Source organism: Cellulomonas soli (assembly GCF_013409305.1).
GTDB classification, from domain to species: domain Bacteria; phylum Actinomycetota; class Actinomycetes; order Actinomycetales; family Cellulomonadaceae; genus Cellulomonas; species Cellulomonas soli.
In genome coordinates, this window is the sequence record NZ_JACBZJ010000001.1 from 1,882,278 (window position 1) to 1,907,744 (window position 25,467).

At 71.7% G+C, this 25,467-nt stretch carries 10 protein-coding genes; 3 read left to right on the top strand and 7 right to left on the bottom strand.

The genetic code is table 11. From position 1 onward, the window contains the following. The first annotated feature begins 48 nt into the window (after positions 1 to 48). Positions 49 to 1,719, top strand: a complete 1,671-nt coding sequence (locus BKA22_RS08785) for a DNA glycosylase AlkZ-like family protein (protein WP_179561711.1) — start codon at positions 49 to 51, stop codon at positions 1,717 to 1,719. A gap of 18 nt (positions 1,720 to 1,737) precedes the next feature. Here BKA22_RS08785 and BKA22_RS20145 read toward each other — a convergent pair whose 3' ends face one another. From BKA22_RS20145 to BKA22_RS08820, 7 genes are all read right to left on the bottom strand, one after another. Further along, on the bottom strand, positions 1,738 to 2,925 hold the full coding sequence (locus tag BKA22_RS20145) for a DUF726 domain-containing protein (RefSeq protein WP_218866592.1): 1,188 nt from the start codon (positions 2,923 to 2,925) through the stop codon (positions 1,738 to 1,740). 566 nt (positions 2,926 to 3,491) lie between these two features. Then, positions 3,492 to 5,660: a UvrD-helicase domain-containing protein gene (locus BKA22_RS08795; RefSeq protein WP_218866596.1), complete on the bottom strand. Its 2,169-nt coding sequence runs from the start codon at positions 5,658 to 5,660 to the stop codon at positions 3,492 to 3,494. A 14-nt stretch (positions 5,661 to 5,674) separates the two neighbouring features. Continuing rightward, positions 5,675 to 12,058, bottom strand: a complete 6,384-nt coding sequence (locus tag BKA22_RS08800; protein ID WP_146953239.1) for a DEAD/DEAH box helicase — start codon at positions 12,056 to 12,058, stop codon at positions 5,675 to 5,677. Continuing rightward, positions 12,055 to 14,580: a GmrSD restriction endonuclease domain-containing protein gene (locus tag BKA22_RS08805; RefSeq protein ID WP_146953238.1), complete on the bottom strand. Its 2,526-nt coding sequence runs from the start codon at positions 14,578 to 14,580 to the stop codon at positions 12,055 to 12,057. Before BKA22_RS08805 ends, BKA22_RS08800 begins: the two co-directional genes overlap by 4 nt. 28 nt (positions 14,581 to 14,608) lie before the next feature. Continuing rightward, positions 14,609 to 19,318, bottom strand: a complete 4,710-nt coding sequence (locus tag BKA22_RS08810) for a class I SAM-dependent DNA methyltransferase (RefSeq protein ID WP_146953237.1) — start codon at positions 19,316 to 19,318, stop codon at positions 14,609 to 14,611. Further along, positions 19,315 to 22,206: an SNF2-related protein gene (locus BKA22_RS08815; RefSeq protein ID WP_223203608.1), complete on the bottom strand. Its 2,892-nt coding sequence runs from the start codon at positions 22,204 to 22,206 to the stop codon at positions 19,315 to 19,317. Before BKA22_RS08815 ends, BKA22_RS08810 begins: the two co-directional genes overlap by 4 nt. A gap of 237 nt (positions 22,207 to 22,443) precedes the next feature. Next, entirely contained in the window at positions 22,444 to 23,097 is a 654-nt protein-coding gene (locus BKA22_RS08820; protein WP_146953236.1) for a DUF4352 domain-containing protein, read from the bottom strand. Positions 23,098 to 23,419: 322 nt separating this feature from the next. On the opposite strand from BKA22_RS08820, the gene BKA22_RS08825 reads away from it, so the two are divergent. Both BKA22_RS08825 and BKA22_RS08830 read left to right on the top strand, forming a co-directional pair. Further along, on the top strand, positions 23,420 to 24,688 hold the full coding sequence (locus BKA22_RS08825; protein WP_179561712.1) for a sensor histidine kinase: 1,269 nt from the start codon (positions 23,420 to 23,422) through the stop codon (positions 24,686 to 24,688). A 39-nt stretch (positions 24,689 to 24,727) separates the two neighbouring features. After that, entirely contained in the window at positions 24,728 to 25,381 is a 654-nt protein-coding gene (locus BKA22_RS08830) for a response regulator transcription factor (RefSeq protein WP_146953234.1), read from the top strand. Positions 25,382 to 25,467 lie beyond the last annotated feature (86 nt).

A 25,467-nucleotide genomic window follows, 5' to 3' on the forward strand; every position in this document is an offset into this window, starting at 1 on the left:
TCGGATATGCGATCGCTCGCATATCGTGGGTCCGTGGATGCAAATGACGTGCGCCGCCTGGCGCTTGCGGGTGAGGCGCTGGGCGTCGAGTTCAAGTCCGACCGCAAGCGACTCTCGGACGCCCAGTTGGTCGAGGCGGTCGCCTGCATGGCGAACGGCGACGGCGGGGCCGTGCTCGTGGGCGTCGAGGACGACGGCACGGTCACCGGGGTGGCGCCGAGACACGGAGCGGTGACGCGAGCACCACTCATGCAAGCACTGATCAGCAACCTGACGGTCCCGCCGCTCAGTACTGCGGTCACCGCCGTCGATGTCGACGGCCTGACGGTGCTGGCCATCGAGGTGGAGTCGTCCGCGACGCCGGTCGGCACGAACGGCGGCGTGTACACGCGCCGCGCTATGCGGACCGATGGTCGTCCCGAATGCGTGCCCTACGCGTTCCACGAGATGTACTCCCGCGCCGTCGAGGTCGGCCAGGCCGACCACGCACGCGTGGTGCTGAAGGGTGCGACGCTGGACGACCTCGACCCCCTCGAGTTCGAGCGCATGCGGGCGATGAGCAGGTCCGGAGGCGATGCCACCCTCGCGACTCTCGAGGACCACGAGATCGCTCGTGCCCTGGGCGTGCTCGGACCCGGCGGCGCGGTGCTGCTGGGCGCCATGCTGCTCTTCGGTCGACAAGACTCCATCGCGGAGTTCGCTCCGAGTCACGAGGTGCTCTTCCAAGTCCTGGAGGGCACGGCCGTGCGGACGAACCTCCAGTCGCGCGCACCTCTGCTCGCGGCGGCCGAGGACCTCTACGAGCGAGTCAGCATCGTCAACCGGGAGGAAGAGATCGATGCGGGCCTGATCCGGCTCGCCGTCCCGCTCATCTCGCCGATCGCGATTCGCGAGGTCGTCGCGAACGCGCTGGTGCACCGCGACTACACCCGGCTCGGAGCGGTCCACATCCAGCTCGACGACGACGCTCTAACTGTCAGCAGCCCTGGCGGCTTTCCTGAGGGGATCACCCTGGACAACTTCCTGCGCGAGAACCGGCCCCGCAGCCCGCTGCTCGCAGATGCGTTCAAGCGCGCGGGCCTCGTTGAGCGATCCGGGCGCGGCATCAACCGCATGGTTGCCGAGACGATCCGGCTCGGCCGTGCTGCGCCTGACTTCTCCCGCAGCAGCAGCGCGTCCGTGGTTGCCGTCTTTGCGCTCGGTCGTGCTGACGTCGAACTGGCGCGGTTCGTCTTCGAGCGCGAGCGCGCCGAGGGCGTGCCCTTCCTGCTCGCCGACCTCCAGGTGCTCGCTCGGCTGCGCCAAGGGGGAAGCCTGAGCATCGCCGACGCCGCGCCGTTCCTGCAGAAGTCGGAGGCTGAGACACGTGCGGCGCTGGGAAGGATGGCCTCGCGCGGGCTCGTCGACCAGCGAGGCTCAGGAAGAGGGAGCCGGTACCACCTGTCCGCGCCGGTCTATCGGGCTCTGGGCGACAGGGCGGCGTACGTGCGGGCGCACGGCTTCACTGAGCTTCAGGTCGAGAACATGGTTCTGGCATACGCCGACGCGCACGAGCGCATCACGAGGGCGGAGGCCGCCGACCTGTGCTCCCTGACGCCCGCTCAGGCGTCAAACGTCCTGAGACGGCTCGCGAGCGAGGGGCGGCTGGCGATGCACGGGTCGCGGCGAGGGGCGTACTACACGTTGCCAGTCGTGCCGAGGGAGCCGGGGGCGTCATGACCGGGCACCCGCGCTGCGCTATCGAGCGAGGCTGATCCGCTCCAGGTAGGCGCTGTGCGCCGTGACCGACTTCGACACGTCGCGGTCGCGAAGCTGAGGTTGGGACGAGTGGAATCCGCCGAGGCCGACGGCTGTCTTGCCCAGCTCGGCGGTGCGGTACAGGTACGCCAGCACCGGGTCGTTGCTCGAGTGGTAGTTCCAGACCCGCCCGCTGACGGCATCGCTCAGCACCCGCCAGTCCTTGCTGACGCTGATCGCAGCCCCGAGCAGGTGTACGGACTCGATCCGGGGAGCACCGTGGACCGTGCCGAGCGTCTGCGCCGCCGTCGCCATGACGCGTGCTCCGAGGCTGTGGCCGATCAGGACGAACTGCGGCGTGTCGGTGCGAGCGATGATGCCGGCGAGTGCGGCACCTGTCATTCCTGCGCGCGCTTTCGCGACCGTCCACGGATTCGTTGCGATGTCGGCGGCAAACAGGAGCGGGGCCAGACCCGGGATCTTCGCCGACTTGGATGCCTTCTTGGCCACGACCTTGGCCGCATTGGTCGTCGCCTGCTTGGTGGCGCCCACGGCGAGCAGGGCGGTGATGTCACCGAGCTCCTTCGCTCCCCAGTGCACGCGATAGACCGGTGCGTCGGGGTAGCGGTCGTCGACGATGCGGCGCCACCCGCCCCAACCGTCCGTGGTCTCGGTGAGGAAGCCGTTCGCGACGAGCACGGGTGTGCCGGTCCCCGGGCGCAGCAGCTCGATGCGGAACGACTTGTCGGTGCTCGTGTACGCGGACGTGACTGCCGCCCCGAGGGCTCCGCCGAGTGACGCGCCCATCGCGGTCACGACCGTGGTGCCGCCGGCCATCCCGAGCCCGCCCGCAGCCAGGGAGCCGCCACCCAGGAGCGCGAGGCCGTGACTGGTCGCCGCAGCTCCGGACAGCCCCGTCAGCGACCCTACGACGCCGCCGATCGCGGGTGCGGCGACGAAGGCCATCGGCGCGACCACAACGGCCGCCGTCATGGCGACCGTGGCCAACCGGGTCGTGCGCGCCGCGTTGTGCTTGTCGAAGGTGAGCCACTGGGCGTACTCGCTGATGTCGGCCAGGCGCGCGTCCAGCTTCGCGAAGGAGGGGATCTCCTGGCGGTGCTCGGCGCAGTAGCGAGGCAGGGCGATGTCGCGCAGCTCACGGTTGGCGAAGTGGGGACAGCGGGGCACGAGGCACGGTGAGGTGGGTGAACCGCAGCCCGTGCAGATGTACGTGGGCACGGTGCGTCCGCGCACGCGTACCCGCTGGTGATCGGTCTGTCCGAGACAGCCCGAGCACCACCGGCCCGCCGTCGTGTCTGACGTGAGGCCGTCGAGCAACCCCGCGATCTCGATCGCCGTCTTGCGGTGGACGGCAGCCTGCTTGCGATGGCTCGCCCGACGTTCCTCGTTGCGCAGACGCCTGTGCTCGGCCTCGTGCTTCCCGAAAGCCAGGACGTTCTCCACAAGTGCCGGGTTGTCAGTCAGCCGTTGGTCGCCCGTGACCTCGGGTTCCTCGCTGGCCAACCCGGCGTGGACGGTCAGCACGAAGCCGATCCCCGACTCGAGTCGACAGGTGAAGCTCGAGTGTCCGTTCGGGGTGTAGTCAAGCGACCGCAAGGTGGCCCCATTCCTCGTCGTCTCCGGCATGGCTGCTGCCCGAGCGAGCCTGTCATCGTGACCCGCTCTGCGATGGCGAACCGGTGGTTTTCACCCTGCCGGCTGGCGAGCGGCCGGTCGGTCAGCGGTGGTGCTGCTCACGACCTGGTGACGATCACCAGCTCGTCACGCGCCCTGGTGGCGGCCACGTACAGCACCGAGCGATCCCGCTGCTCCGCGTCCACACGTTCACTGTCGGCCAGCGTTGCGAGGCGCTGGGCGTCCCACGGCGCGGTCCAGCCGACATCGGTGAGGACCACCCTGGAGAACTCGGTCCCCTTGGCGCGGTGACGTGTCATCACGGCGACCTTGCCGGCGGGAGGGCGTTCCCGATCGACGGCAAAGGCTCCGATCCCCCGGTCGGCCAGTGCCTGGGCAGTGCGATCTCGCTGCTGACGGTCAGGGACGAGGACTGCGATTGTCTCGGCGCTCACGGAGTTCCGGAGCCACCCGGCCACGTGCTCGGCGACGAGCTCAAGCTCCTGGGTCAAGGTGGTGGCGCGGAGGACCTCGGGTGCCGGCCCGGTGCGTGCCGAGCGGTACCCGGTCTGCTCGACCTCGCCCTCGAGGTCCACCCATTCCGAACCGTCGAGCTGCGCGAGGGCCCATCGCAGGTTCTGTGCCGTGGTGCGGTAGTTGAGGGTGAGTCGACGCGAGCGTCCGACGATGCTTACGCCCAGTCTCTTGAGCGGTGTGCGGTGGCCGTAGATGCGCTGGTGGGAGTCCTCGGCGATGAACAGGTCGTCCGGGCCGGGCGCTGCCAGCGCGCGCAGGAGCTTCCAGTGAGCGGGGCTCAGATCCTGACCCTCGTCGACGAGGACGTGGTCGGCCAGGTGCTCGCCCGGGTGCTCGTCGGTGCCCTGCAGGTAGGCGGATGCGACCACGCCTGCCTCGGCGAAGTCGAGCGACCCGTCGAGGCGCGCCAGAGTGCGGTACTCCTGCACGAGTCGCCACACCTCCGTGCGCGCGGATCGGTCGAGAGCCACACCGCGACCCGTGCGGCGGATCCGGAGGTACTCCTCCAGCGTTCGTACCGAGGACGGGAGGACGACGAGTGCGTACTCGTCCTGCAGGAAGCTCTCGTGCGCGACCGTGGAGGGCAGCGTGGTGCTCACGTGATCGAGAACCGCTCGCCACCGTGCGTGCGGGATGCGCTGGTTCGGCTGGGACCGTGTCTCGCCCAGCACGACGACCTGCGCTGCGTCGAGCGCAGGTCCGGGCGCCCGGCGCACCACGGCGCTGGCGAGGGCATCGACCCCGGTGACGTGAATCCCGGCTTCTCCGAGCGCGACGAGAGGGACTCTCGGGTCGAGGCGCCGCACCTGATCGCGGAGGGCTTCTGCGAGGTTGGTGGTGTACGTGGTCAGGACGATGCGGGCACGAGGGTCTCGAGCCGCCAGTGCGCACGCGCGGTGGACGAGCACCACGGTCTTGCCCGTGCCGGCGCCGCCGGACACGCGGAACGGTCCGCTGGTCCGCTGGTCGACGTAGCGTCGCTGCTCGGGGTGCAAGAAGACGCGCCACGCCTCGAAGTCGTCGGCTTCGATGACCTGCCGCAGCGCGTCCTGGCCCTCGATGAACGCGAACTCGGTCCGCGCGGCCGGGCGGCGCAGAGCTCGCACCAGGTCTTCGTCGGCATTGCCGGTGGACGGGCTTGGTGTCAGATCGAGGCGTTCGATGATGCTGTCGACCGAGTCGCCCGCGCCGAGGTCGATGAGGACCAGCCCGATCCAGCCCTCGTGCTGCATCGCGAGTGCGAGCAGCTCGTCCTCGGTGAGCACGGTGAGTGCGGCCTCCGCGATCGCGGTGGGCACTCCGAGCCGATCGACCAGATCGGCGCGCGAGTAGCCGAGGGCGGGCAGCCGGGGCAGGCTGGGGGGCTCCGCCACGGGTGGTCGAGGTGGGGCCTCGACGAAGGCGGCGGCAGGTGAGGGCGCCGGTACCGGGACGTCGAGCTCTTCGATGACCGGCATGCCGTTGATCGGGTTCTGCTTGAGAGTGACCCTCTTGGCGACTGTGATCGCGTCGTCGTGCGGCCAGATGCCGTGGAAGACGTAGTGCGTCTCGCCGTGGCCGGAGAGCTTGAACAGCACGGCCCGCCAGAACTCGTCGACGCGGCCCGTCCGCACGCGAGGGTCGGCGGAGCCATTGATCGGTTCGATGTGGAGGCCGACGGTCGTGTCGTCCTCCTGGAGCTTCTCCAGGAACGTCCACGCCTTCTTCTTCAGCGTGCCGTCGGTGATCTTGTTCGGTGTCTTGCCTGCCATGACGAGCGTGGGCATTACGCGCCTGCCTCTCGGGTTGGACTGCCGATGGCAGCGACGACGGCGGCGATGTCGCGTGGGTCGAGGACTTGCCACCCTGCGGCGCGGAGATCGATGCGGTCCTCCTCGCTCATGGGGTTGACGGCCAAGGTGACGTGGGCGTGCGGCCATGCCACGTCGAGCACGATGCCGTCAGGTCCCTCGGCGCCCACGACCGGCACCGGAACGTGCTGCCTGGCGAGCTGCGCGAGGACGCTGCGTTCGACGGGCGTCGCGAGCTCGCCTGCGGCACGCCACTCCTCCGGGAGGTCGTCGGTCGCGGGTGGGGCCGGCTCCTCGACCGGGACGACGGTGCCGGTTGTGGCCTGCGCCGCCTGCCAGGCGGTGACGGTCGTGATCGTCGTCGGCCAGTCCCGCAGGTCGAGGGCGTTGGACAGCTGGAGCCACCGGCGCCAGCTGTCGGCATGGGCTTCGTCGATGGCTTCGGCGCGGTCGTCGAGCACCACGGCGACTCGCGTGACCGCGTCGGCGTGTTCGACGGCGCACGCCAGCGCACCCTTCCGGGTGACGAAGACGAAGCGTGCGCTCGGTTCGGTGGGAGGCGGCGCGTCGGTCAGTGCGTCGACAGCCACCTGGGTGAGGTCGATGTCGGGTGGCGTGGGCACGACACCGGTCCCCGGGCCGGTTCCGCCGAGCAGGTAGTACGGGACGCCGCGGGCCACCTGGCGGCGGTCGGCTGCCGAGGGGTCGGCGACCCAGGCGACGATCTGGTCGATCACGCTGCGGCCGAGGTCCTGGTAGGCGGACATCGAGGCCTGCGTGGACGAGGCCGCGATCAGTCGCGAGGTGGTCTCGGCGGTGTACCAGTCGGGCGTCGGGGGACCCGCGGTGGCGAGGTCGCCCGCCGTGACGGCGACGACCCGATGCCCGGCAAGACGGAGGCGTTCCCGCTTGGCGCTGTCGTCGGCCAGCCGGTTGTGTGCGGCGCTCGCGTGGTACGCCCGCCCGTCGGCGAAGATCGCAGTCTGCGGCACGCCCGCGGTCGACAGCACGAAGTCCGGGCGGCTGCCGAGGATGTCGACCTGCGGCGCGAGCACCCACTCCCGTCCACCGCCGGTCAGCCGGGCAGCGTTACCTCGGGGCCCGGGCACCTCGGTGATCTTGAGCCCGAGGCCCTTGGGGCCCAGCCGCTCGAGGAGGCGGCGGTACAGCTCCTGCTCAAGGACGGAGTCGCCGGTCGCTGTCTGGGTCGGTGCGTCTCGGGTGATCGGCCAGGCGGACGGGTCTGCGGTCCCTCCGTCCGGCACCGCGAGCAGGCGCTGCAGATGCCGTTCGGCAGACGCTCGCGAGACCTTCTGCACGTGGCCGGACAAGGCGAACGGCAGAAGGCACCGGTGGCAGGCGAGGCGGTTCTCGAACCGGCACTCGCAGTCGCGCACGGTCTGCCATGCGACGCTCAGCAGGCGGTGCAGGTGCTCGGGGTCGGCCAGCTCCGCAAGGTACCCGGTGCCGCCGGGCACGACATCGTGCACGAGCACGGCGTCGTGGACGTCGCTGCCGTCCGTGGCGTCGGGGTCCTTGACCACGTGGACTGCGAGGTGGTCAGGGTGCCCGCCGATGTGCTCGCGCAAGCCGAGCAGCAGCGCCGCGGCCAGGCTGGGGACGGCGAACGTGTCGCCGATGGTCACGCTGTACGGCAGCCGCAGCAGCAGGCCTTGCGTCTGCAGGGTCCGGGTGAGCGCGACGGTCCGCACGTGCTCTTCGGCGGCCTTCCGGTGCGGGCACCACGGCCGGTGCTCGTGCGGCTTGTTCGTCCCCGCGTCCGAGTCGAGCTTGCCGCAGCCCGCGCAGACCCGGAACAGCCCGGCCTGCAGCTCGTTGCCGGCGACCCACCGGGCCCCGCCCAGCGTGGGCAGGCCCATGTTGACCCAACGGAGGTCGACCCGCCGCAGGTAGGTGCAGCCGAGGCCGACGCCCTCGACGAACCAGCGGTCCACGACGTGTGCGGGGTCGATGTCCGCAGCAACGGGGATCTGGAAGCGGGCGCGCTCGCGGACGTCGGTGCGGTCGGTGATCGCAGCCTCGTCGCGCCGAACCTCGGCGGTGACGTGCTCGAGCTCGACGACCTCGTACCGCTGCCCGGTGTCGGCGATCCCGGTGCCGCCGCAGCGGGGGCACGTGGCGACGACCCGCTCGCCACCGTCTTCGCCGACGTCGGTGGCATACCCGCAGGTGGGGCAGAGGCGCCAGGGTCGGACGGCCGAGCCCTCGGTGCCGAGGTCGACCGCGTCGATGCGGATCTCCCAGCCGCTGGCGTAGAACGTGGCGCCGGGGGCGAGCTCGCGGATCGCCTGGCCGGCGCCGCGCCGGAACTCCGCGTGCGACGTCTCGTACTGCTGGGTGTCAGGGTCCATCCAGGAGAACCCGACGTCCAGGGTGACGCCGTCGTCCATGAGCGTGTAGTTCGGGAAGACGCCGTGCTGCTCGAGCACACCGATCCAGTACTCGCCGGTGAGCTCGGCGAGCCGGCCGCGCGTCAACGACCGCGCGGCGCGTGCGGAGCGCAGGGCTTGCTTGTCGTCCTCGGTGACGGCGGGCAGGGCGACGGCGGCCTCCAGGGTGGGCAGCAGCGCGTCGACGGCCGTGAGGCGGTGCCGGAGCATCTCGACGGTGCGCTGCCAGCGACCGCTGGCGTGTGCCAGGTGCGCGGCGAACGGACTGGTCGCCGGCCCGTCCGTCGGGCGCAGCCACGTGCGCAGCCCAGCGACGACGTCCTTCGGTAGATCGGCGGGGAACGTGGCGACGAACCGGTCGACGTGCCCGTCGGGGTCCTGTTCGGCGACGGTCACGAGTGTGCCCAGGTACGTGCCCGGCTCGACCGAGCCGATGGCGGCGGTCGCCGCCCGCGGCTGGGGCACAGAAGTGTCGCGCGCGAGGCCGTCCGCCAGGTGCGCGGTGAGCTGGCGGCGCAGGATCTCGTCGGCCTGCAGGTAGGTGGCCGGTGGGCGGACCTCGCCGTTGATGACCGACAGCGGGTCGCCCAGGCGCGGCAGCTGGTCGCCGCGGCCGGTGACGAACGCGAGGTCCAGCGCATTGCCGGTCAGGCGGCCGGCACGGCCGACACGCTGCAGGTAGGACGCGACGGTGCGCGGCAGCGACGAGAGCATCACCGCGGACAGGTCGCCGATGTCGATGCCCATCTCGAGCGTCGGGGTGGCGACCAGCACGTTCGGGTCCCCCGGCTGCTGCTCGGCCTGTTTGAACGCGTCCTCGTACGCCGCGCGGTCGTCGTCCGTGAGCAGGCTCGTGTGCTCGCGGGCGACGATGCGCCGCATGTCCGGCGAGGCGTACAAGCGGCGATAGAAGCCCGCCTCCAGCGTTGCGCGCCCCAGCGTGCCGGGGCAGCGGACCGAGAAGCAGGGGCGGCCTTCCAGCTGGTCGACCGTGCCGGTGCTGCCCGGGTGGGTCGACTGGCAGACGTCGCAGACGAGGAGGTGGCGCTTCGCAGCCAGGTCCTCGGCTGCGGCGGGCAGCACGAGCACCCGGTCTTGCGGGATGCCGTAGACCCGCGCACCGGTGGTCGACGTCTCCTCGCTGAGCACCCCGTCGCGCGCGAGGCGTTCGACCAGCAGCTTGGCGAGCGCGCCGCCGTCGCGCGGGGTGACACCCAGCACCCGCCCGCTCCACCGGGCGAACCACGACTGGGCGTGCGTGACCGGCTCCAGGCCGGTGGGCTTGTCGAGTGTCGGACCGATGCGCGGGTACCCGGGGGCGGCCCGGCCCGCGGGGAACGCCGGCATCCCCTCGTGTCGGGGACGTCCGCCCCAGATCGACCAGCGCGCGCCGTCGTCCTGCCGGTACCGGCGGAACCACGGGTGGTCGATCGCGCCTTGCGTCCGCATGCGCTCCAGCAGCCCGCGCGCCCACGCCACGAGGGTCGCGTCGTCTGGCACACCGCCCTTGCCGTCGAGCGCGCCCTGGAACGCGAACCCCTCGAGCACCGAGCGCCCGGCGGCAGCAAGGTACGCGGGTGAACCCGCCTGCACCTCGACTGCGAGAGAGCCCGTGAGCTCCAGCGTGCGGCCGACGCGAGAGCTGAGACCCACCTCGAGCGCTGTGTCGAGCTCGAGCCGGCGCCGGACCCGCCTGCGCACACCGGCGGGCGCTGCCCGCAGCCGGGGCTCCTGCCAGAACGGTGCGAAGCTCTCCCGGTCCGCGAGGTCGGTGGGCAGCAGTCGGTGACGGGCGAACGCGTCGTCGCCGGCCTGCTCCAGCAGCCGACTCACCAGCTCGTCGAGGGTCACCGCCCCGTCCTCGACCGCCGCGCGCACCGCGGCCCGGAATGTCACCGTGTGCGAGCGCGCCTGCACGAAGCCCGCACGGTGCGCGGCGTCCTGCACCGAGTCGGTGAACACCAGCGCCCGCTTCTCGCGCGCGTCCAGGGTCGCCGAGCCGAACATGGTGGACAGGGTCACCGAGAGCAGCGTGGCGATCGCCGAGCCCAGGAACCGGATGCCGTCGATCTGCCCGCACGACGGGCAGACCTCGTCCTTGGCCTGCTTGTCCGCGTCGACGTCGCCCGTGCCGACCGCCAGCACCGGCAGTACCCATCCGTCGCGCAGGTCGCCGTCGTCATCCCCGGGCGGGGCGGCGAGCAGCTCGCGGTTGCGCACGTGGAACCATTGCAGCCCCTCGACGGGCCTGCCCCGCAGCTCGGCGTCGTCGGCCTCCGCCGGGGCGTGCAGCAGCGCCCGCGTGCGGCCCGTGCGCGTGCTGTGCTCCCGGCGGATCGTCTCGTCGTCACCGGCCAGGCCGCGGCCCACGGGGTTGAGCAGCACCATCCACCCCGACCGCCCGCAGTGCCGGCAGTAGACCGCCGGGAAAGCGGGGCGCAGCGTGTCCGTGGCCGACTCCGCCACGACGGGCCCGTCGTCGCCCCAGCGGAACTCCGTGCGGGCGTCCGCCGCCCTGTCGATGCGGGTCAGCTCGCGCACCCACAGGTGCACCTCCGTCGAGACGGCGTCGCGCCCCGCGACCGAGCGCACGTGCCCGAGCATGGCCACGACGTCCGCGACGACCGCCTCCCACACTGCCGGCTCGAGCGTCGACGCAGCGGAGACCTCGGCCGCAAGGTCGGCCAGCGCCACCGCGTCACCGCTCGCGCGGACGAGCGCCGCGACCAGCGGGTGCGCTCGGGTGAGTGTCAGCAGCGCTGCCGGCGCCTGTCCAGAGGGGGCGACGGCTTCAGCGACGTCCCCTTCGTACAGGTGCGTCAGCACGACCCGCGCCAGGTCGGCACCTGCAGGGTCGGGCCCGAGGTCGTCCACGGCGGCTCGCAGCTCCGCCGCTCGCCGTCCGTCGACGTCCACGGGTGTGACGCCCAGTGCTGCGGCGCGCTCGCGGGCGTCGCCCACCCAGGCGTCGAGCGGCAGACGGGTCTCGGTGATCACGGCGTCGTCGGCGAACGGTTCGCCGAACACTGTCTCGGCGAACGCGCACATCACGGCCGGGTCGCCCTGCGCCCCGAGCGTCGCCGAGGTGGCCACGGGCGTGACGCGGCCCAGGGGTCGCGCACGGTCTGCCTCGCTGACGGGTGCGTCGTCAGGCCAGTGGCTGCGCAGCACCAGCCCGAGGCGGCGCAGCAGCATGGCGACGTCGGTGCCTTGCGCACCGTCGTAGGTGTGGAACTCGTCAAGTACCAGGTACTGCAGGCTCAGCGCCGAGCGCCGCCATAGGTTCTGGTCCTCCTGCCGCAGCAGCAGCTGGTCGAGCATCTTGTAGTTGGTGAGCAGGATGTCCGGCGGGTCGTCCCGGATCACCGCGCGGTCGGTGATGAGCCCTTCGGCCGTGACGCGCGTGCGCGGCTTCCCCTTCTCCCCGACGTACAGCGCCGCGGTGATGCCGGACAGCTCGGCGTGCGTGGTCAGGATCCGCGCGAGGCGCTGGGCCTGGTCGTTGGCCAGCGCGTTCATCGGGTACAGCAGCAGCGCCTTGGTGCCCTGGACCCCTTGCCGCCGTGCCCGCCGCACGTGGTCGAGGATCGGGAAGAGGAACGCTTCCGTCTTGCCCGACCCGGTGCCCGTGGTCACCAGTGTCGGCGACGGTCGCCGGTCCACCCCGTCCCGGATCGATGCCAGTCGCGCGAACGCCTCGGCCTGGTGCCCGTACGGGTGCGGCCCGCCGTACCACTCCAGCACCTCGCGCGGGTCTCGTTCGGCCGGCCGGAACGGCAGCCGCAGCCGCACGTACGGACCCTTGAACATGCCCGTCTCGGGGTCGGCGAGGAATCGGTCGAGGCCCGCGCGCGCGTCCGCGTCGGCCAGCGCGAACGTCGTGGTGAGGAAGTCCACGAGGCTCGTGCGGATCGACCCCGCCTGCACGGTGGGCAGCAGCTCGCTCATGCCAGCACGTCCCGCAGGTCGGCCAGGCTGTCGCCCGCCTCGGTTCGCCAGAAGATCCAGCCGTTCACCGGGTAGTGGCAGACGGCGACTGCGGCGCTGGACGGTGAGGGGTGCACGTGACCGTCCTCGGCGCGCAGGCGTCCGTCGACCGTCAACTCGACCGTGACCTTCTGGCCGTGGAACCAGCCGACCAGACGGGTTCCGGCCGGGAGAAGTCCTGCGTCGACGAGATCGACGACACGCGTCGTGCTGGTCACTCGCGTGCGGCGGTGGGATGGCAGGTCGTTCTCGTCATTCAGGTCGTGCTCCGTCGCGGGCAGCCGCTGGAGGACGACGCGTTCGGCCACCGTGTCGACGGCTGCGGCCTCCCAGCCGGCGTCGACGATCGCCCGGCACAGCGCCGAGCCCGCGTACCCGCGCCAGTGCTGGGAGTACGTCCGCGCTGACGGTGGCAAGGGCGCACCGAGGACGTCCTCGACCTGGTCGAACGACAGGCTCACCACGTCGGAGCCCTGCTCGTTCAGCCAGGCGCCGAACGCCTCGTACGCGCCCGGCACGTTGCGGACGTGCCCCGCGCCCGCCGATGCAGCCTCGTTCTCGGCGGCCGCGCCCAGGTCGAGCGCGTCGTCAGGGGCTGAAGCCTCCTGCTCCTCCGGCTCCACTCGTTCGCCGGGGTCGACGTGCCTGCCCTCGGCGGGGCCCGGCCAGATGCGCAGCACGTCGTGCACCAGGAGGGCGGTGCGGCTGTCGATGTCGGCGTCCGTCCACGCGTGCTCGTGCCGTGCCACAAGACTGGCGCTGAGCTTGAGCTGGGCGTGCTCGAGCAGGTAGGTGCGCTTGCCGGTCGTGCCGAGGCCGCGCAACTGCGCTTCGTCGTCGCGCCACGGGCGGTTCGAGAGCGTGGGGTTGAGCCGGCCGCTGACGAGCGTGAGGTTGCCCAGCTGGTGCAGCCGCTCGTCGCGCTCGGCGACCAGGTCCGGGTCGTCGTCGAGGACGGCGGACCAGTGCTCGCGCCACGCCTGTGGCAGGACGTGCTCGATGGTGAGGTTGCGCGGGCACGGCAGTCCCTCGCCGAGCGGCCCGCGATGGTGGTCCTCCAGCGCCTCGAGGATCATCCGCATCCGCGGCCGCGTCAGCGTCCGGTACACGGGCGCGTCGAGCAGCGTCCCGGTGAGCGTGGCGTCGTCCGGCCAGACCCGCGAGGCGGAGGTCTGCTGCTCGAGGTAGGCGACGAGCACGTCGCCGGCGGTGGCGGTCGGCGCGTCACGCAGCACCCGCAGGATGGCCAGGATGACGTTGTTGAGGTCCTTGCTGGTGGCGCGCACCAGGGCGCGCCGGACCAGCCAGCTCTCCAACGCACGCAGGGCGGTGTCGCGCTGCGCGACCGGCAGGTCCGCGGGGCTCTGCCGCATGAGCCAGAGCAGCACGGGGGAGACGACGGCCAGGTCCAGCGTCTGCACCACCCGGTACCGGAAGAGCGCGGGCACGCTGCCGTCCGGCAGGTCGTCGAGGTCGGCGTAGACGTGCGCGTCGTGCGCGATCTCCTCGAGGATCGGCACGAGGTCGACGTCGGGCGTAGCGAGCACCCGGTCGCGGAAGGTGGCGAACACCTGGTCGGTGGGCACCTCCTGCACCAGCCGCATGGTGAGCCAGTGGTGGAAGAAGACGTCGAGGCGGGGGCGGAGCCGGCGGCCCTGCGTCTGCTGCTGGCGCCATTGGTCGGAGTCGAACTCCCGCCACAGCCGCCGGTACAGGTCCAGGACGTCGAGCCGGCGCTGCTCGGCGACCTGGAACACGAGGTTCTTGATGAGGTCGGCGGCCAGCAGGGGGCTGCCTCGGTGGTTGAGGGTCTCGAAGATCACCTGGGCGTTGTCGCCGGGCTCGAGGTCGATCACGACGAGTCGCAGGTGCTGAGCGAGCGCCTGCGTGAGCGCGTGCAGCCGTGCGCCCGTGTGCTCGGTGCCTTCGGCCTGCGCCCACGCCAGCGTGGACGCCGCGAAGTACCGGTGCGCGTGCACGATCAGCGCACCGCCCAGACCGTCCCCGTCGGCGGTGCGGCGCATGGCCGCGACAAATGCCGTCTGGTCGCGGTCCGTGGGCCAGACCTTGAAGACCTCGTCCGGTCGGCCCACGAGCGCACTGTTGTTGAGCACGAGGCTGTGCAGGCCGGCGGCGTCCTGCTCGATGCCGTGCTCGGCCACCACGCCCTGCACCGCGTCGAGCAGCAGCTGCAGCGTGGTGAGCCGCTGCTGCCCGTCGATCACATGCCGTACGTCGATGAACCCGGTGGGCACGGTCTGCTGGTCGACGACGACCGCGCCGAGGAAGTGCGGGGAGACCTGCACGGGGCCGAACGCCACGGCGGGCGCCGCGAGCACCCGCTCGGCGAGCGTGCGCACGTCCTCCCAGAGCGGTTCCCACTGGGTGTCGCGCTCCCACACGTAGGGGCGCTGGAACAGCGGGACGACGTAGCGCACCGAGTTGCCGAAGATCTCGGCGGGTGTGCGGGCGTTGGCCTTCATCGATCCCCCTGCGTGCGTGCCGCTGTCTTCATGCCGTGCGCTCCGCGAGTCGGCGCTCGAACTCCGCGTACGCGGCGCGCATGTCCGCCTCCCGGTCCAGCGTCACGAACGGCAGCTCGTACGTGTACTCGACCCCGCTGCCCGGGTGCACCGCGCTCCGCTCCGCCGCAGTGATCGCATCGCCCTTGCGCCGCCACACCTGCAGCACGCTCGTGGGCACGAGGCGCCCGTTGAGGTCGTAGACGGACGATGTGCGGTCGTACCCCGCGAGGACCGCGAACTGCGTCCGATAGACCGTGCACAGCTCGTCCGCTGTGAGCCCGAGCGAGAGGGCGACGAGCGCGTCGATCTCCACCAGGGCGTCGCGGCGGTCGCCTGCGCGCCGGAGCGGAGTTTCGGCAGACCAGTCACGCCCGGGGTGGGCGAGACCGTCAGCGTTCCGCCATGGCCGCGCGATTGCCCATCGATCGCGTTGGGTCGAGTCGACCGCCCACCACAAGTCGGAGTACGCATCGGTCACGCAGTTCATGCGGAGATAGCGCACAACAATCTCAGGCGCGAGCACGGAGTCCCGCGCCGTCGCCAGGCGTCGGATCGTTGACGGCAGGATCTCGGACTTCGGCGCCGCCCGGACGGAGAAGTCGGAGACGATCGAGGCGGTGTACGCGCCTGCGAGTGCGAGTTCGGCCAGTGACTCGTCCTCACTGACGCCGAACGAGGACACAGGGTGGACATGGGCGGCGCCGGGTGGGATCAGGGCCGCGATGAGGGTTCGTTCCCCCGTGTTCGCAGCCATGCGCCGCCAAGCCAGACGGTAGGAGTCGCGGGCGGGGAGGGGGTCGTCGGGGGTGCCCCAGTCGTCGTAGGCGCAGTCGTAGTCGTAGCGGTCGCCGGCGGGCTTGTAGGCCGTGACCGGGATGGCGTCGGGGGCGAGGGCCTCGAAGTCGGTGGGGGACCAGTCGAGGTGGTGCAGCATCGTCTTGTTCGGCGTCTTGTAGAGCGGGGTCGAGACGAACAGGTGCGGGCCCTGGAGGATGACGTCGTCCCACGAGTCGGGCGTGCCCCAACCGGTTTCGAAGTAGCCCTTCACTCGATCGTTCTTCTCGTGCCAGCCAGCGGAGAACTGCAGGCCTAGGTCGGCGATGCGGGGAGCGCGGGCGAGCTTGTCAAGGGTGGCTGCTGCCGAGCCGTTCACGGCGTAGACCATGCGTGTCTCGGGCGCGGGCACGTCGGCGGTCTCCAGGACCGCGTGCCACGTTCGGAGTGTCTCCTCGGTGACGCGCGTGATGCGGGACCGGTGCGGACGCAGGTCCCAGTTGTCGTTCTCATCCTTCATTCCTGGCTCCGGGCCGTCGCCGTCGTGCTGGAGCGACCGGAGCGCAGAGTCCGGGTGGTACAGCCAGCAGGCCTGGACGAAGTCCACCCGGCCACGATCGCGACCATGGACGGTAACGCCATAGTGCTTCTGGTGCTGGATCTCGAAGAGCTGCAACTCGTTGACGAAGTGCCAGTGTCGGCGCAGCCGGCGATAGAGGGCGCGCCGCAGCGGGCCGGCCTTCTCGTCGGTGAAGTGGGACTCCAGGTGGATGAGGGCCGCCATGCCGGTCGGGCTGGTATGGCGCCACATCTGCTCCATGAAGCAGCGGTACAGGTCCGGCTGCAGGCCCGCCAGGTGCGGGTACTGGCGCGGCGAGCCGACGAACGCGGCGGTGCAGGCGACCGCGGCCGTGCCGTCGACCACCAGGTCCGTCATACCCGGCAGGGCCAGGGTCTCGGCGCGCTTGAGCGCCACCTGGGCCTGCGTCGGCTTGACCGCGAGCTGCCACCACGGGTCGCCCTCGGCGAGCAGGGCATCCACGTCGGAACGGGGACGCACCCACGGCGGGTTGCCGACCTGCAGGTCGAACCCGCCGCGCAGGAACACCGAGGAGAAGTCGAGCTCCCAGTGGAAGAAGCCCTGCTCGGCGGCGACCCGCTCGCAGACCGCGAGCCACGGGTGGTCCCGCAGCACGTCGGCGACGGGGCGGGCGTCGGCGAACTTCAGGACCTGGTCCTCGACGTCCTCGAGCTCGTCCCACGTGGCGGCGTCGGTCAGGGTCTGGTTGCCAGGCAGGGAGCGGCGCTTGAGCTCCGGGGCGCGGCCCACCAGGCGCTGCAGGGCGTCGATCCACTGGTCCAGGCGCGGGGGAGTCACGTGCACGGCTTCGCCGTCGCGTTCGACCGTCGTGGCCCGCTCGGTCAGCGGCCAGAACCACAGGGCGCACCACGCGTCCATCACGCGGCGCAGGCGGCGGTACGCGCCGTCGGCGTCGGCGAGCGACCGCTCGACCGTCTCGCGGGTGAGAGCACCCGCCGGCTGGTCGTCCGTGCCCCACACCGGGACGGCGCGGCGCACACCCTGCTCGGCGATGTGCATGCGACGGGCCGCGACCTGCCACAGCACCTCGACGCGGTACGCGATCTCCACCAAGGCGTCGGTCTGGGCCTTGGACGGCTTCGACCTCATGGTGCTGCGCCACTTCTTCAGGGCCAGCGTCGCGTCCGGGGCCAGGGTCACGGCCTCCTTCGCGTCCGCGGCGGCGCCCCAGCCGTCGGCGGGGAGCAGGAAGTGGTGCACGCCCACCGCGTGGCCGTCCAGCAGGGTGCTCAGGGGCGCGTCCGCGGGCACGGCCGAGAGCCACGACTTGTCCGTGATCTGGTCGCGGCGATACGTGGCGCGGCGGGCGCCGACCAGGGAGTTGCCGCGGCGCAGGTGCAGGCCGAACCACGGGGCATCGAGGCCCGCGACCATCGTGTCGAGCCACAACGAGATCTCCGCGAGCTCGACCGCCGTGGCGTTGAGGTCCACGCCGTACACGTTGTGCAACGCGATGAACGCCTTGACCCGCTGGAGCTCGCGCGGGTACGCGTCAGGGTCGATGCGCTCGCCGCGCTCGTCCTGCCGGCGGGCCAGGTACTGCTCGGCCAGCTGACGCACGGCCTCGATCGCGAAGGCCCCCGATCCCAGAGCCGGCTCGCACACCGTCAGCGCCAGCACATCCGCGGCCGACGTCGTGGTGCCGTCCTGGTCGAGCAGCTCCTCCAGGGCCTGGCCCACCGTGAACCGGGTCAGCACCTCGGGGGTGTAGTACGACGCGGACTGCTGCCGCTCCCGCCCAGCCAGCCGGTACACGAACGTGCCGCGCCGGTGCAGCACAGGCTGCATCTCGCCCGTCAGCTCGTCCGGCGTCCGCACGAAGTCCTTCTGCGCGATGCCCTCGATGCGGTCCGCCGGCACCACCCACGAGCCCTTGGACCCGTCGCCGTCCTTGGCGACCTCGTACAGGTCCTCCTCGGCGAAAAAACCCGTGTACGACATGAGGCCCTCGTACACGGCACCGAGCTGGTTGATGCCCAGCTCGGCGTACGAGATGAAGCCCCGGTCCGCACCGCGGCGCTCCTTGCTCAGCAGCAGGTGCCCCAGCACCCGCTGCAGCGCACCGTTGCCCAGGCCCACCGCGTCGATGTGCGCGGTCGCCGCCGGTCCGAACAGGTCGGCGCGCAGGGCGTTGAACGTCAGACCCTCGTCGCGCAGGTCCTGCTCGCGCTGCGCCGCCGGCGCGTGCCCTCCGTCGACCAGGCGGAACAGCACCGCCAACGACTCGTGCAGGTGCGAGCCGTGCAGCGCCCGCTCCGAGGTCAACGGCACCTGCACCATCTCGCGCAGGCGGTCCAAGCCGTACCCGGCGTCGTACTCCGGCGCACCCGTCGGCAGCACCCCCAGCTCCGGGGACGCCTCCGCGTACAACAGGAACAGGATCCGGTACAGGAACCGCAGCGACTGCGTGGCCAGCGGCTGCGCCTGCGCCTGCGGCAACGGCGGCAGACCCGCCCGCGCGCGGCGCCCGACCACGTCGTTCGCGAGGATCTCGATCGACAGCCGCACCCCGTCGCGCAGGTCCTGCGAGACGCCCACGGTGTGCTTGACCGACGCCTCCAGCACCTGGTCCCACCAGATGCCGCCGTCCGCGTCCGGGGCGACCGACGTCGAGCACAGGCACGCGAGCGCCCGGTCGATCTCGCCGCCGCGACGCCCGTCATTGCGCTCCGCCACCAGCTGCAGGTCCACCGCCAGGTAGCGGCCCTCGGCCCACCGGGCCCGCTCCGCCAGCAGCGCCCACCGGCCCGCCAGCACCAGCGCGTACGACGGGCCGTCGTCAGCGACGAACAGCTGCGACAGCAGGCGCGCCGCCGAGCGCGTCGGCTCGGCGTCCTCGTCCGCCGCAACCGGTGCACGCAGGGTCCGCGCGTCCTTGGACAGCAGGTCCTCGACCGTCGTCACCGGCAGCGCCTGCAGCACCGCCAGCGGCGCGTGCCCGGTGCTGCCCGGGGCGTGGATGCGTCGCAGAGGCCCGTCGCCCTCGGCCCGAAGCCCGTGCCCGTCGATCTCCAGCACGCCGACCATCCGCCCGGCGACGGCGTCCGCGAGGTCGGCCAGGGCCGTCGTGTCGAGTGGCGCATCGTCGTCTCGCGCCTGCTCGGCCAGGGCCTCCACCTGCTGCGACAGGTCCGCCCACGCGACCTGCAGCTCGCCGCGCGCCGCCACGAACCGGCTGCGCGGCGTCGGGCCGGCCTCGGCCTCCCACTCCTTGCGGCGCGCCAGCACCAGCGCGTGGAACGACTGCGACGTCGCGTCCGAGGTGAAGAAGTGCTCCGAGATCCACGCCTCGCCGACCACGAACGCGTCCGACGCGCTCACCGCGCCACCTCCTCGGGCACGACCACCAGCAACGGCCGCAGCAGGCCACGGTCCGGCAGCATCTGGTCCACGAGCTCGCGCTCCTCCTGCACCGGCAGCCGGCGCTCCTGCCACAGGCGGCTCTGCAGCGCCCCCTGTGCGTCCGCGTCCCACTCGTCCAACCGGGTCGTCCACTCCTCGACCCGGGCCCGCACGTCCGTCGCCGCGACCTCGAAGTGCTGGTCCATCTGCGGAGTCGCCCGCTCGATCGCCCGCCGAACGAACGGCTGCAGCGCCGCCGCATCCGGAACCGGCCCCGGGTTGGCGCGCCGCCCGTCGACCCCCACCGCCGCGAGCGCGTCAGGCGCCGCGTCGTGCGCCGACACCAGGGCCAGGCCTGCGGCGTCCCCGGTCGGGAACTCCACCGTCAGCCACGACGCCGCCACCACCTGGCCGCGCCGGTTGGTGAGTGTGCCCTGCAGCAGCACCGTCGGACCCTCGACCGGCCCGCGCACCGCGAACACCTCGTTGCGCCCCAATCGGGCCAGCGCCCGATCCGACGCCCACTCCAGGACCGGGTGCAGCGGGGACAGGTAGTGCGCGTCGGGCCACGACGAGCTGCTCACGTCGGTCAACGCCTCGGCCAGCCGCTCCTTGCCGCGCACCGCCGTGGTGGCCAGCACGAGTTCCTCGGCGACGCGACGCGCCGACAGGTACGCCTGCGGCAGCACCTCCAGCCGCTGACGCAGATCGGCAGGCGGGACCAGACGCGCCGTGCCGAACGCGCTGTCCGAGGACCAGCCGACACCCCCGCGTGCGGGCTGGGAGGCCGGGTCTGCCTCCTCGAAGGCAGCGTGCAGGGCCTCGTCCAGGAACTCCAGCTCCGTGCCGAACAAGCCCGTGGCTGCGGCTGACCCGGTGCCGAGCTCCGCCGAGGTCTCCGTCGGCGTCGGCGTCGGCTCGAGCATGGCCGGGGCAGCGCCCGTCAGCTGGGCGAACAGGGCCGCCAGGTCGTCGCCGGCAGCCACCTGCTGCGGCGTGCGCACCACGTCGTCGAGCTCGCGCTGCCCGGCGAGCACACGCGCGAGGATCTCCTCCTCACCCTTGACGTCGTACGTGCCCATCAGGCTCGCGACGTCGCCCAGCGCCCGGTGCGCCTCGTGCTCCTTGTCGACCAGCCGCGCCAGCACCCGCACGTCGCCCGAGAACCGCTCGTCCGACGGGGTGAGCAGCAACGTCGTGATGCGTGGCGGGTGCTTCTGCCCGTACCGGTCGATCCGCCCGTTGCGCTGCTCGATGCGGATCAGGCTCCAAGGGATGTCGTAGTGCACCAGCTCGTGGCACTGCGCGTGCAGGTTGACACCCTCGGACGCCACGTCGCCCGTGACCAGCACCCGCACCGGCGTCGAGGCCTGCTTGAACCGGTCGACGACTGCCTGCTGCTCCTCGTCGCTCAGGCCGCCGTGCATGACCTCCACCGCATCGGCAGGCAGGCCCAGGTCATGCGGTAGGTGTGCGCGCAGCCACGTCAGCGTCGCCACCCGTTCCGCGAACACCACCGCGCGCGTCGTCGAGCCCTGACCTACGCCGATCTGGCGAAGGTGCGTCACCAGCGCCCCGTACTTCGCTGAGCGCTCGACCTGCGCGTTCAGTTCGGCGAGCCGCGCCAGCGCCACGCGCTCCGCCTCCACCGTCGGACCCACACCCTGCAGGCGCGACATCCGCTGCTTCACCGACTCGCCCAGTGCTGCGGGCGAGGAGAGGAACGCCTTGGCAAGCGTCCACGGGAACAGTGACTCGTTGCGCCCCGAGTACGGCGACGAGCCGCCCGCCGGATGCAGCCACGTGCGCACCAGCTCGTCCGCGACCGCGTCCTCGGCTGCACCGGCCTCGACCCGCACGTGGTGCGGCTCCTGCCGCTCCGCCCAGTCGGCACCGACCACACCCGCGACCTCCGGGCTGTGCCGGTGCCGCCGGACCACGAGCCGCGCGACCTCGTCGGGTCGAATCGACCCGTCCGGGGCGACGGCCGTGGGCTCCAGCAGCCGCACCAGCTCCGCGAACGACTCCGCCCGCCCGTTGTGCGGGGTTGCCGACGCGAGGATGAGCGCCTCCGTGGTGCGGGCCAGCGTCCGCGCCAGCTTGTTGTTCTGCGTCGATGGATTGGTGAGGTTGTGCGACTCGTCGATCACGACCGCATCCCAGCGCTGCTTGCGCAGGTTGTGCACGTACCGGTCCGACTTAAGCGTGTCGATCGAGATGATCACGCGACGGAAGTAGGAGAACGGGTTCCGCGTTGCCGGAAGCTTCTGCCGCACCCGAGCGATGCCCGCCGAGTCCAGCCGCACGAACGGCAGTGCGAACCGGTTCCACAGCTCCTGCTGCATCTGCTCCAGCACGTGTCGTGGCGTCACCACGAGGATCCGCTCGCCCCGGCCGCGTCGCACCAGCTCGGACAGGATCATGCCGATCTCGAGCGTCTTGCCCAGCCCCACCGCATCCGCCAGCAGGATGCGCGGGCGCAAGTTCATCGGGTCCAGCGCCGTGCGCACCGCCGTCTGCTGGTACACGAGCGGATCAGCGAGCGCCTGTGTCGAGACCGTCAGTCGCGGGTCCGTCAACGGCACCGGCGTCCGGCGGATCGACGACTCCAGCCACAACCGAGACGCCCGGTACCGGGGGCTCGCGTCGGCGACCACCGTCGCGTCCCGCGGGTCCTTGGGCACGATGACGTCGAGCTCGTCGTAGAACACCGCGTGCAGGTCCCGCACCAGCTCGCTCAGACCCTGAACGCGGATCAGGGTGCCGTCGGCCGTCTCCTCCGTCGAGCGGACCAGCCACTCCTCGTCACGCACGACCACCACCGACCCCGGTGCGACGACGAGGTCGGGGACTTCGCTGATCTGCACGTCCGCCCCTCACTGACTCAGGCATGGAGAGCCCTGAGCCCCCGGTCGGATCGTAGCCACACCCAGTGCACCCGGAGGGGAGGCTGCGGCCGAATGGGTGGGATCGCGACCAGTCACGGCCCGACTCCCTCCTGTATGTCTGTTCTCTCTCCCCGCACGCGACGGCTTGCGTGGGCTGACGATGTGAGCGCGGACGGTCGCAGAAGCGGCACGACCGCCAGCGCGTCACATGCGGAGTCACCCGACGGTGACGGTCACACCGCCCGACCAGGCGGAGTCGTGCAGCTCCAGCGCGGTCGGCGTCGCATCGGCGGGGACGTCGAAGACGACGGTGCCGTCGACCGTGTTGCCGGGGTTGATCTGGTTGAGGAAGCTGTCGGCGTCGCCCAGGTAGATCGCCGCTGCGCTGTCGGCGGAGTGGGTGCGACCCTGCGCGTCCAGCAGCTTCTGGCTGCTGCCGTCGAAGTACTGAGCCTCGTCGCCGATGTTCGTCACCGTCAGGTGGACGAGCAGGAACTGGCCCTGCGCGTCCTTGCCGAGCATGTCGTCGCCGACCCGGCTCACGCCCGGCTCGATGCCGGTCACCGTGAACTCGAACTTGCCGTCGCGCACCGGGGTGCCGATGCCGGGAGCGGGCTCCTCGGCGGGTGCCTCGGCCTCGGCCGGTGCTGCAGCCTCCGCAGGGTCCTGCCCGTCTGTCGAGGACGCGGGGGCCGCAGCGGTCGGGACGTCCTCGCTGCCGCCACCACCGCCCAGGGCGCCGATGGCGATGATGGCAACGACGACGGCGCCGAACGTGGTCAGGACCTTGTGCCGGGCGAACCACGACCGGCGCACCGGCCGGGCGGGAATCGGGATGCCGGTCGGATCGACCGGTGCGGGCTGGCTCATGAGGGCTCCTCGAGATCGTGCGGGCTGAGTGATGCCGATCGTGGTCCGCGGCCATGTCCCGGCGGGTCGTCCGATCGGCTCGACGCGACCGCCCGACTGGATGACTCGTCGGGCCGGCGCCTGACCGACTGGCGGATGCCGCACGTCAGTGGTCGCACCTACGCTCCGAGTCGTGTCCGTGCCGTACCCGCACTACCCGGCGTACCCGCCTCCGCCGCCGCCCCGACCGCTCGGTGCGGTCCCTGTCGCGCCTGCCCTGAGCGGTCCGCCCGGCCCGCCTCCTGCCGCATGGATGGTGGTACCGCCACCGATGGTCGTACCGATGCCCGTTCGCCCTGCTGTGCGACCGCCCGGGATGCCGAGCGCGGGTACCGCGGCCGTCATCGGCGTCTCGGCCTTCTCGTCGATCGTCGCGGTCGCGTTCGCGTCCTCTGGGCGCTACCGCGACGGGTCGAGCGCTCTGCTCGACATGGTCTGCCTGTTGGCGCTGACGGCTGTCGCCGCATCGTTGATCTGGCGGCGACGCTGGCCGGTCGCGATCTGCCTCGGAGCGTCCGCGGTGGCACTGGTCCTGCCGCTTGACGCGTTCGCGAGCCTGGTCGCTCTGACGTGGGTGTACGCGCAGGCAAGGCATCGCACCGTGCTGCTGTGCACGGGTGCGTCCGTCGTGGCTGTAGCCGTGTCTCTGGGGCGCGACCTGGCCCGCGAGGGTGAGGCCGTCATCTTCTCGACGACCATTCAGGAGACCGGCGAGCGGTTCGAGCTGATGCCGATCGGCTACGCCATCATCGGCGTCCTCATGGTCGCCGGCGCAGTGGCGGTCGGCCTGGTCCGGCGGTACCGCACCGACGCCCGCGCCGCGCGAGACGCCGCGACGGCCGAGGCGAAGCAGGCTGCGGCGTTGCGCTCGCAGGCGGACCACCTGCGAACCGAGCTGTCGCGGCAGGACGAGCGCGAGCTCATCGCGCGCGAGATGCACGACACGGTCGCGCACCACCTCTCGCTGGTCTCGCTGCACGCCTCCGTCCTCGAGGTGACCGCCGACGACCCGGGGGTCGACGTCGGCGCGTCCGCGCGGTCCATGCGAGGCGAGGCGAGTCGGGCGCTCGACGAGATGCGCACCCTCATCGCCGCCCTGCGGACCGCGGGCGACGGCCTCGCGGAGCAGTACGCGGGCCCCGCGCCACGGCTGGCGGACCTGCCCGGGCTCGTGGACGACGCGCGCCGTGCCGGTGTCGACATCGGCGCGACGGTGTTCGTCGACCAGGGCGACAGTGCGCCACCGGCCCTCACACGGGCCGTCTACCGGGTCGTCCAGGAGTCGCTGACGAATGCGATGAAGCACGGCCCCGGTGGGCGGGTGGACGTCGAGGTGCGTGCGCGACCGGGCAACGGCGTGGACGTGGTGGTCCACAACGCGCTGGCCCAGAGCCAGGGGCTCGGCGCGGCGAGCAGCGGCGGCACCGGAGGGGCCGGGCTGATCGGGATGCGCGAACGGGTCGAGGCGCTGGACGGCACCTTCAGCGCCGAGGCGCAGGACGGCAGGTTCGTCGTGCGTGCCCACCTGCCGTGGGTCGGCTCACCGGTCTGAACTGCTGCGTTGTCGGCAGTGCTCGGTAGCGTCCTGGCTGTGATCCGAGTCCTGGTCGTCGACGACGACCCCATGGTGCGCCTGCTGCTGCGCTCGATCCTGCGCCCCGACGACATCGAGGTCGTCGCCGAGGCGGCCGACGGGGACGAGGTCGTCACCGCGGTCCAGGCGCACCACCCCGACGTGGTGCTCATGGATCTGCGCATGCCCCGCATGGATGGCATCCGCGCCACGGCTGCCGTGCGGGCACTGCCCTCGGCGCCGGGGGTCATCGCCATGACCTCCTTCGACACGGAGTCCGCGATCCTCGACGCCGTGCACGCCGGGGCCTCCGGCTTCTTGGCCAAGGACTCGGGTCCCGACGAGATCGTCACCGCGGTCCGATCGGTGGCATCGGGTGACGGTGCGCTCTCGCCGAGAGCTGCACGGACCGTGATGGCCCAGCTCAGCGAGGACAGCGGAGGGCAGCAGCGGCGGGAGGCCCGGCAGCAGCTCCTCTTGCTCACCGATCGCGAGGCTGAGGTCGCGGGGTTCGTCGCCGAGGGCCTCTCTAACGGGGAGATCGCGCAGCGCACGTTCCTGTCCGAGGCGACCGTGAAGACCCATCTGAGCCGGGCGACGGCCAAGCTCGGGGTGACGAACAGGGTGCAGCTGGCGCTGGTGGTGGATCGGGCCGCGACGAGCGGCCGGTAGTCCACGTCGTCGCGGCGCCCGCCGGCAGGCTGGGCCTTCTGTCCCGCCGCGGGGCGTTCCAGGACCGGCGGATGCCGGTCTTCATC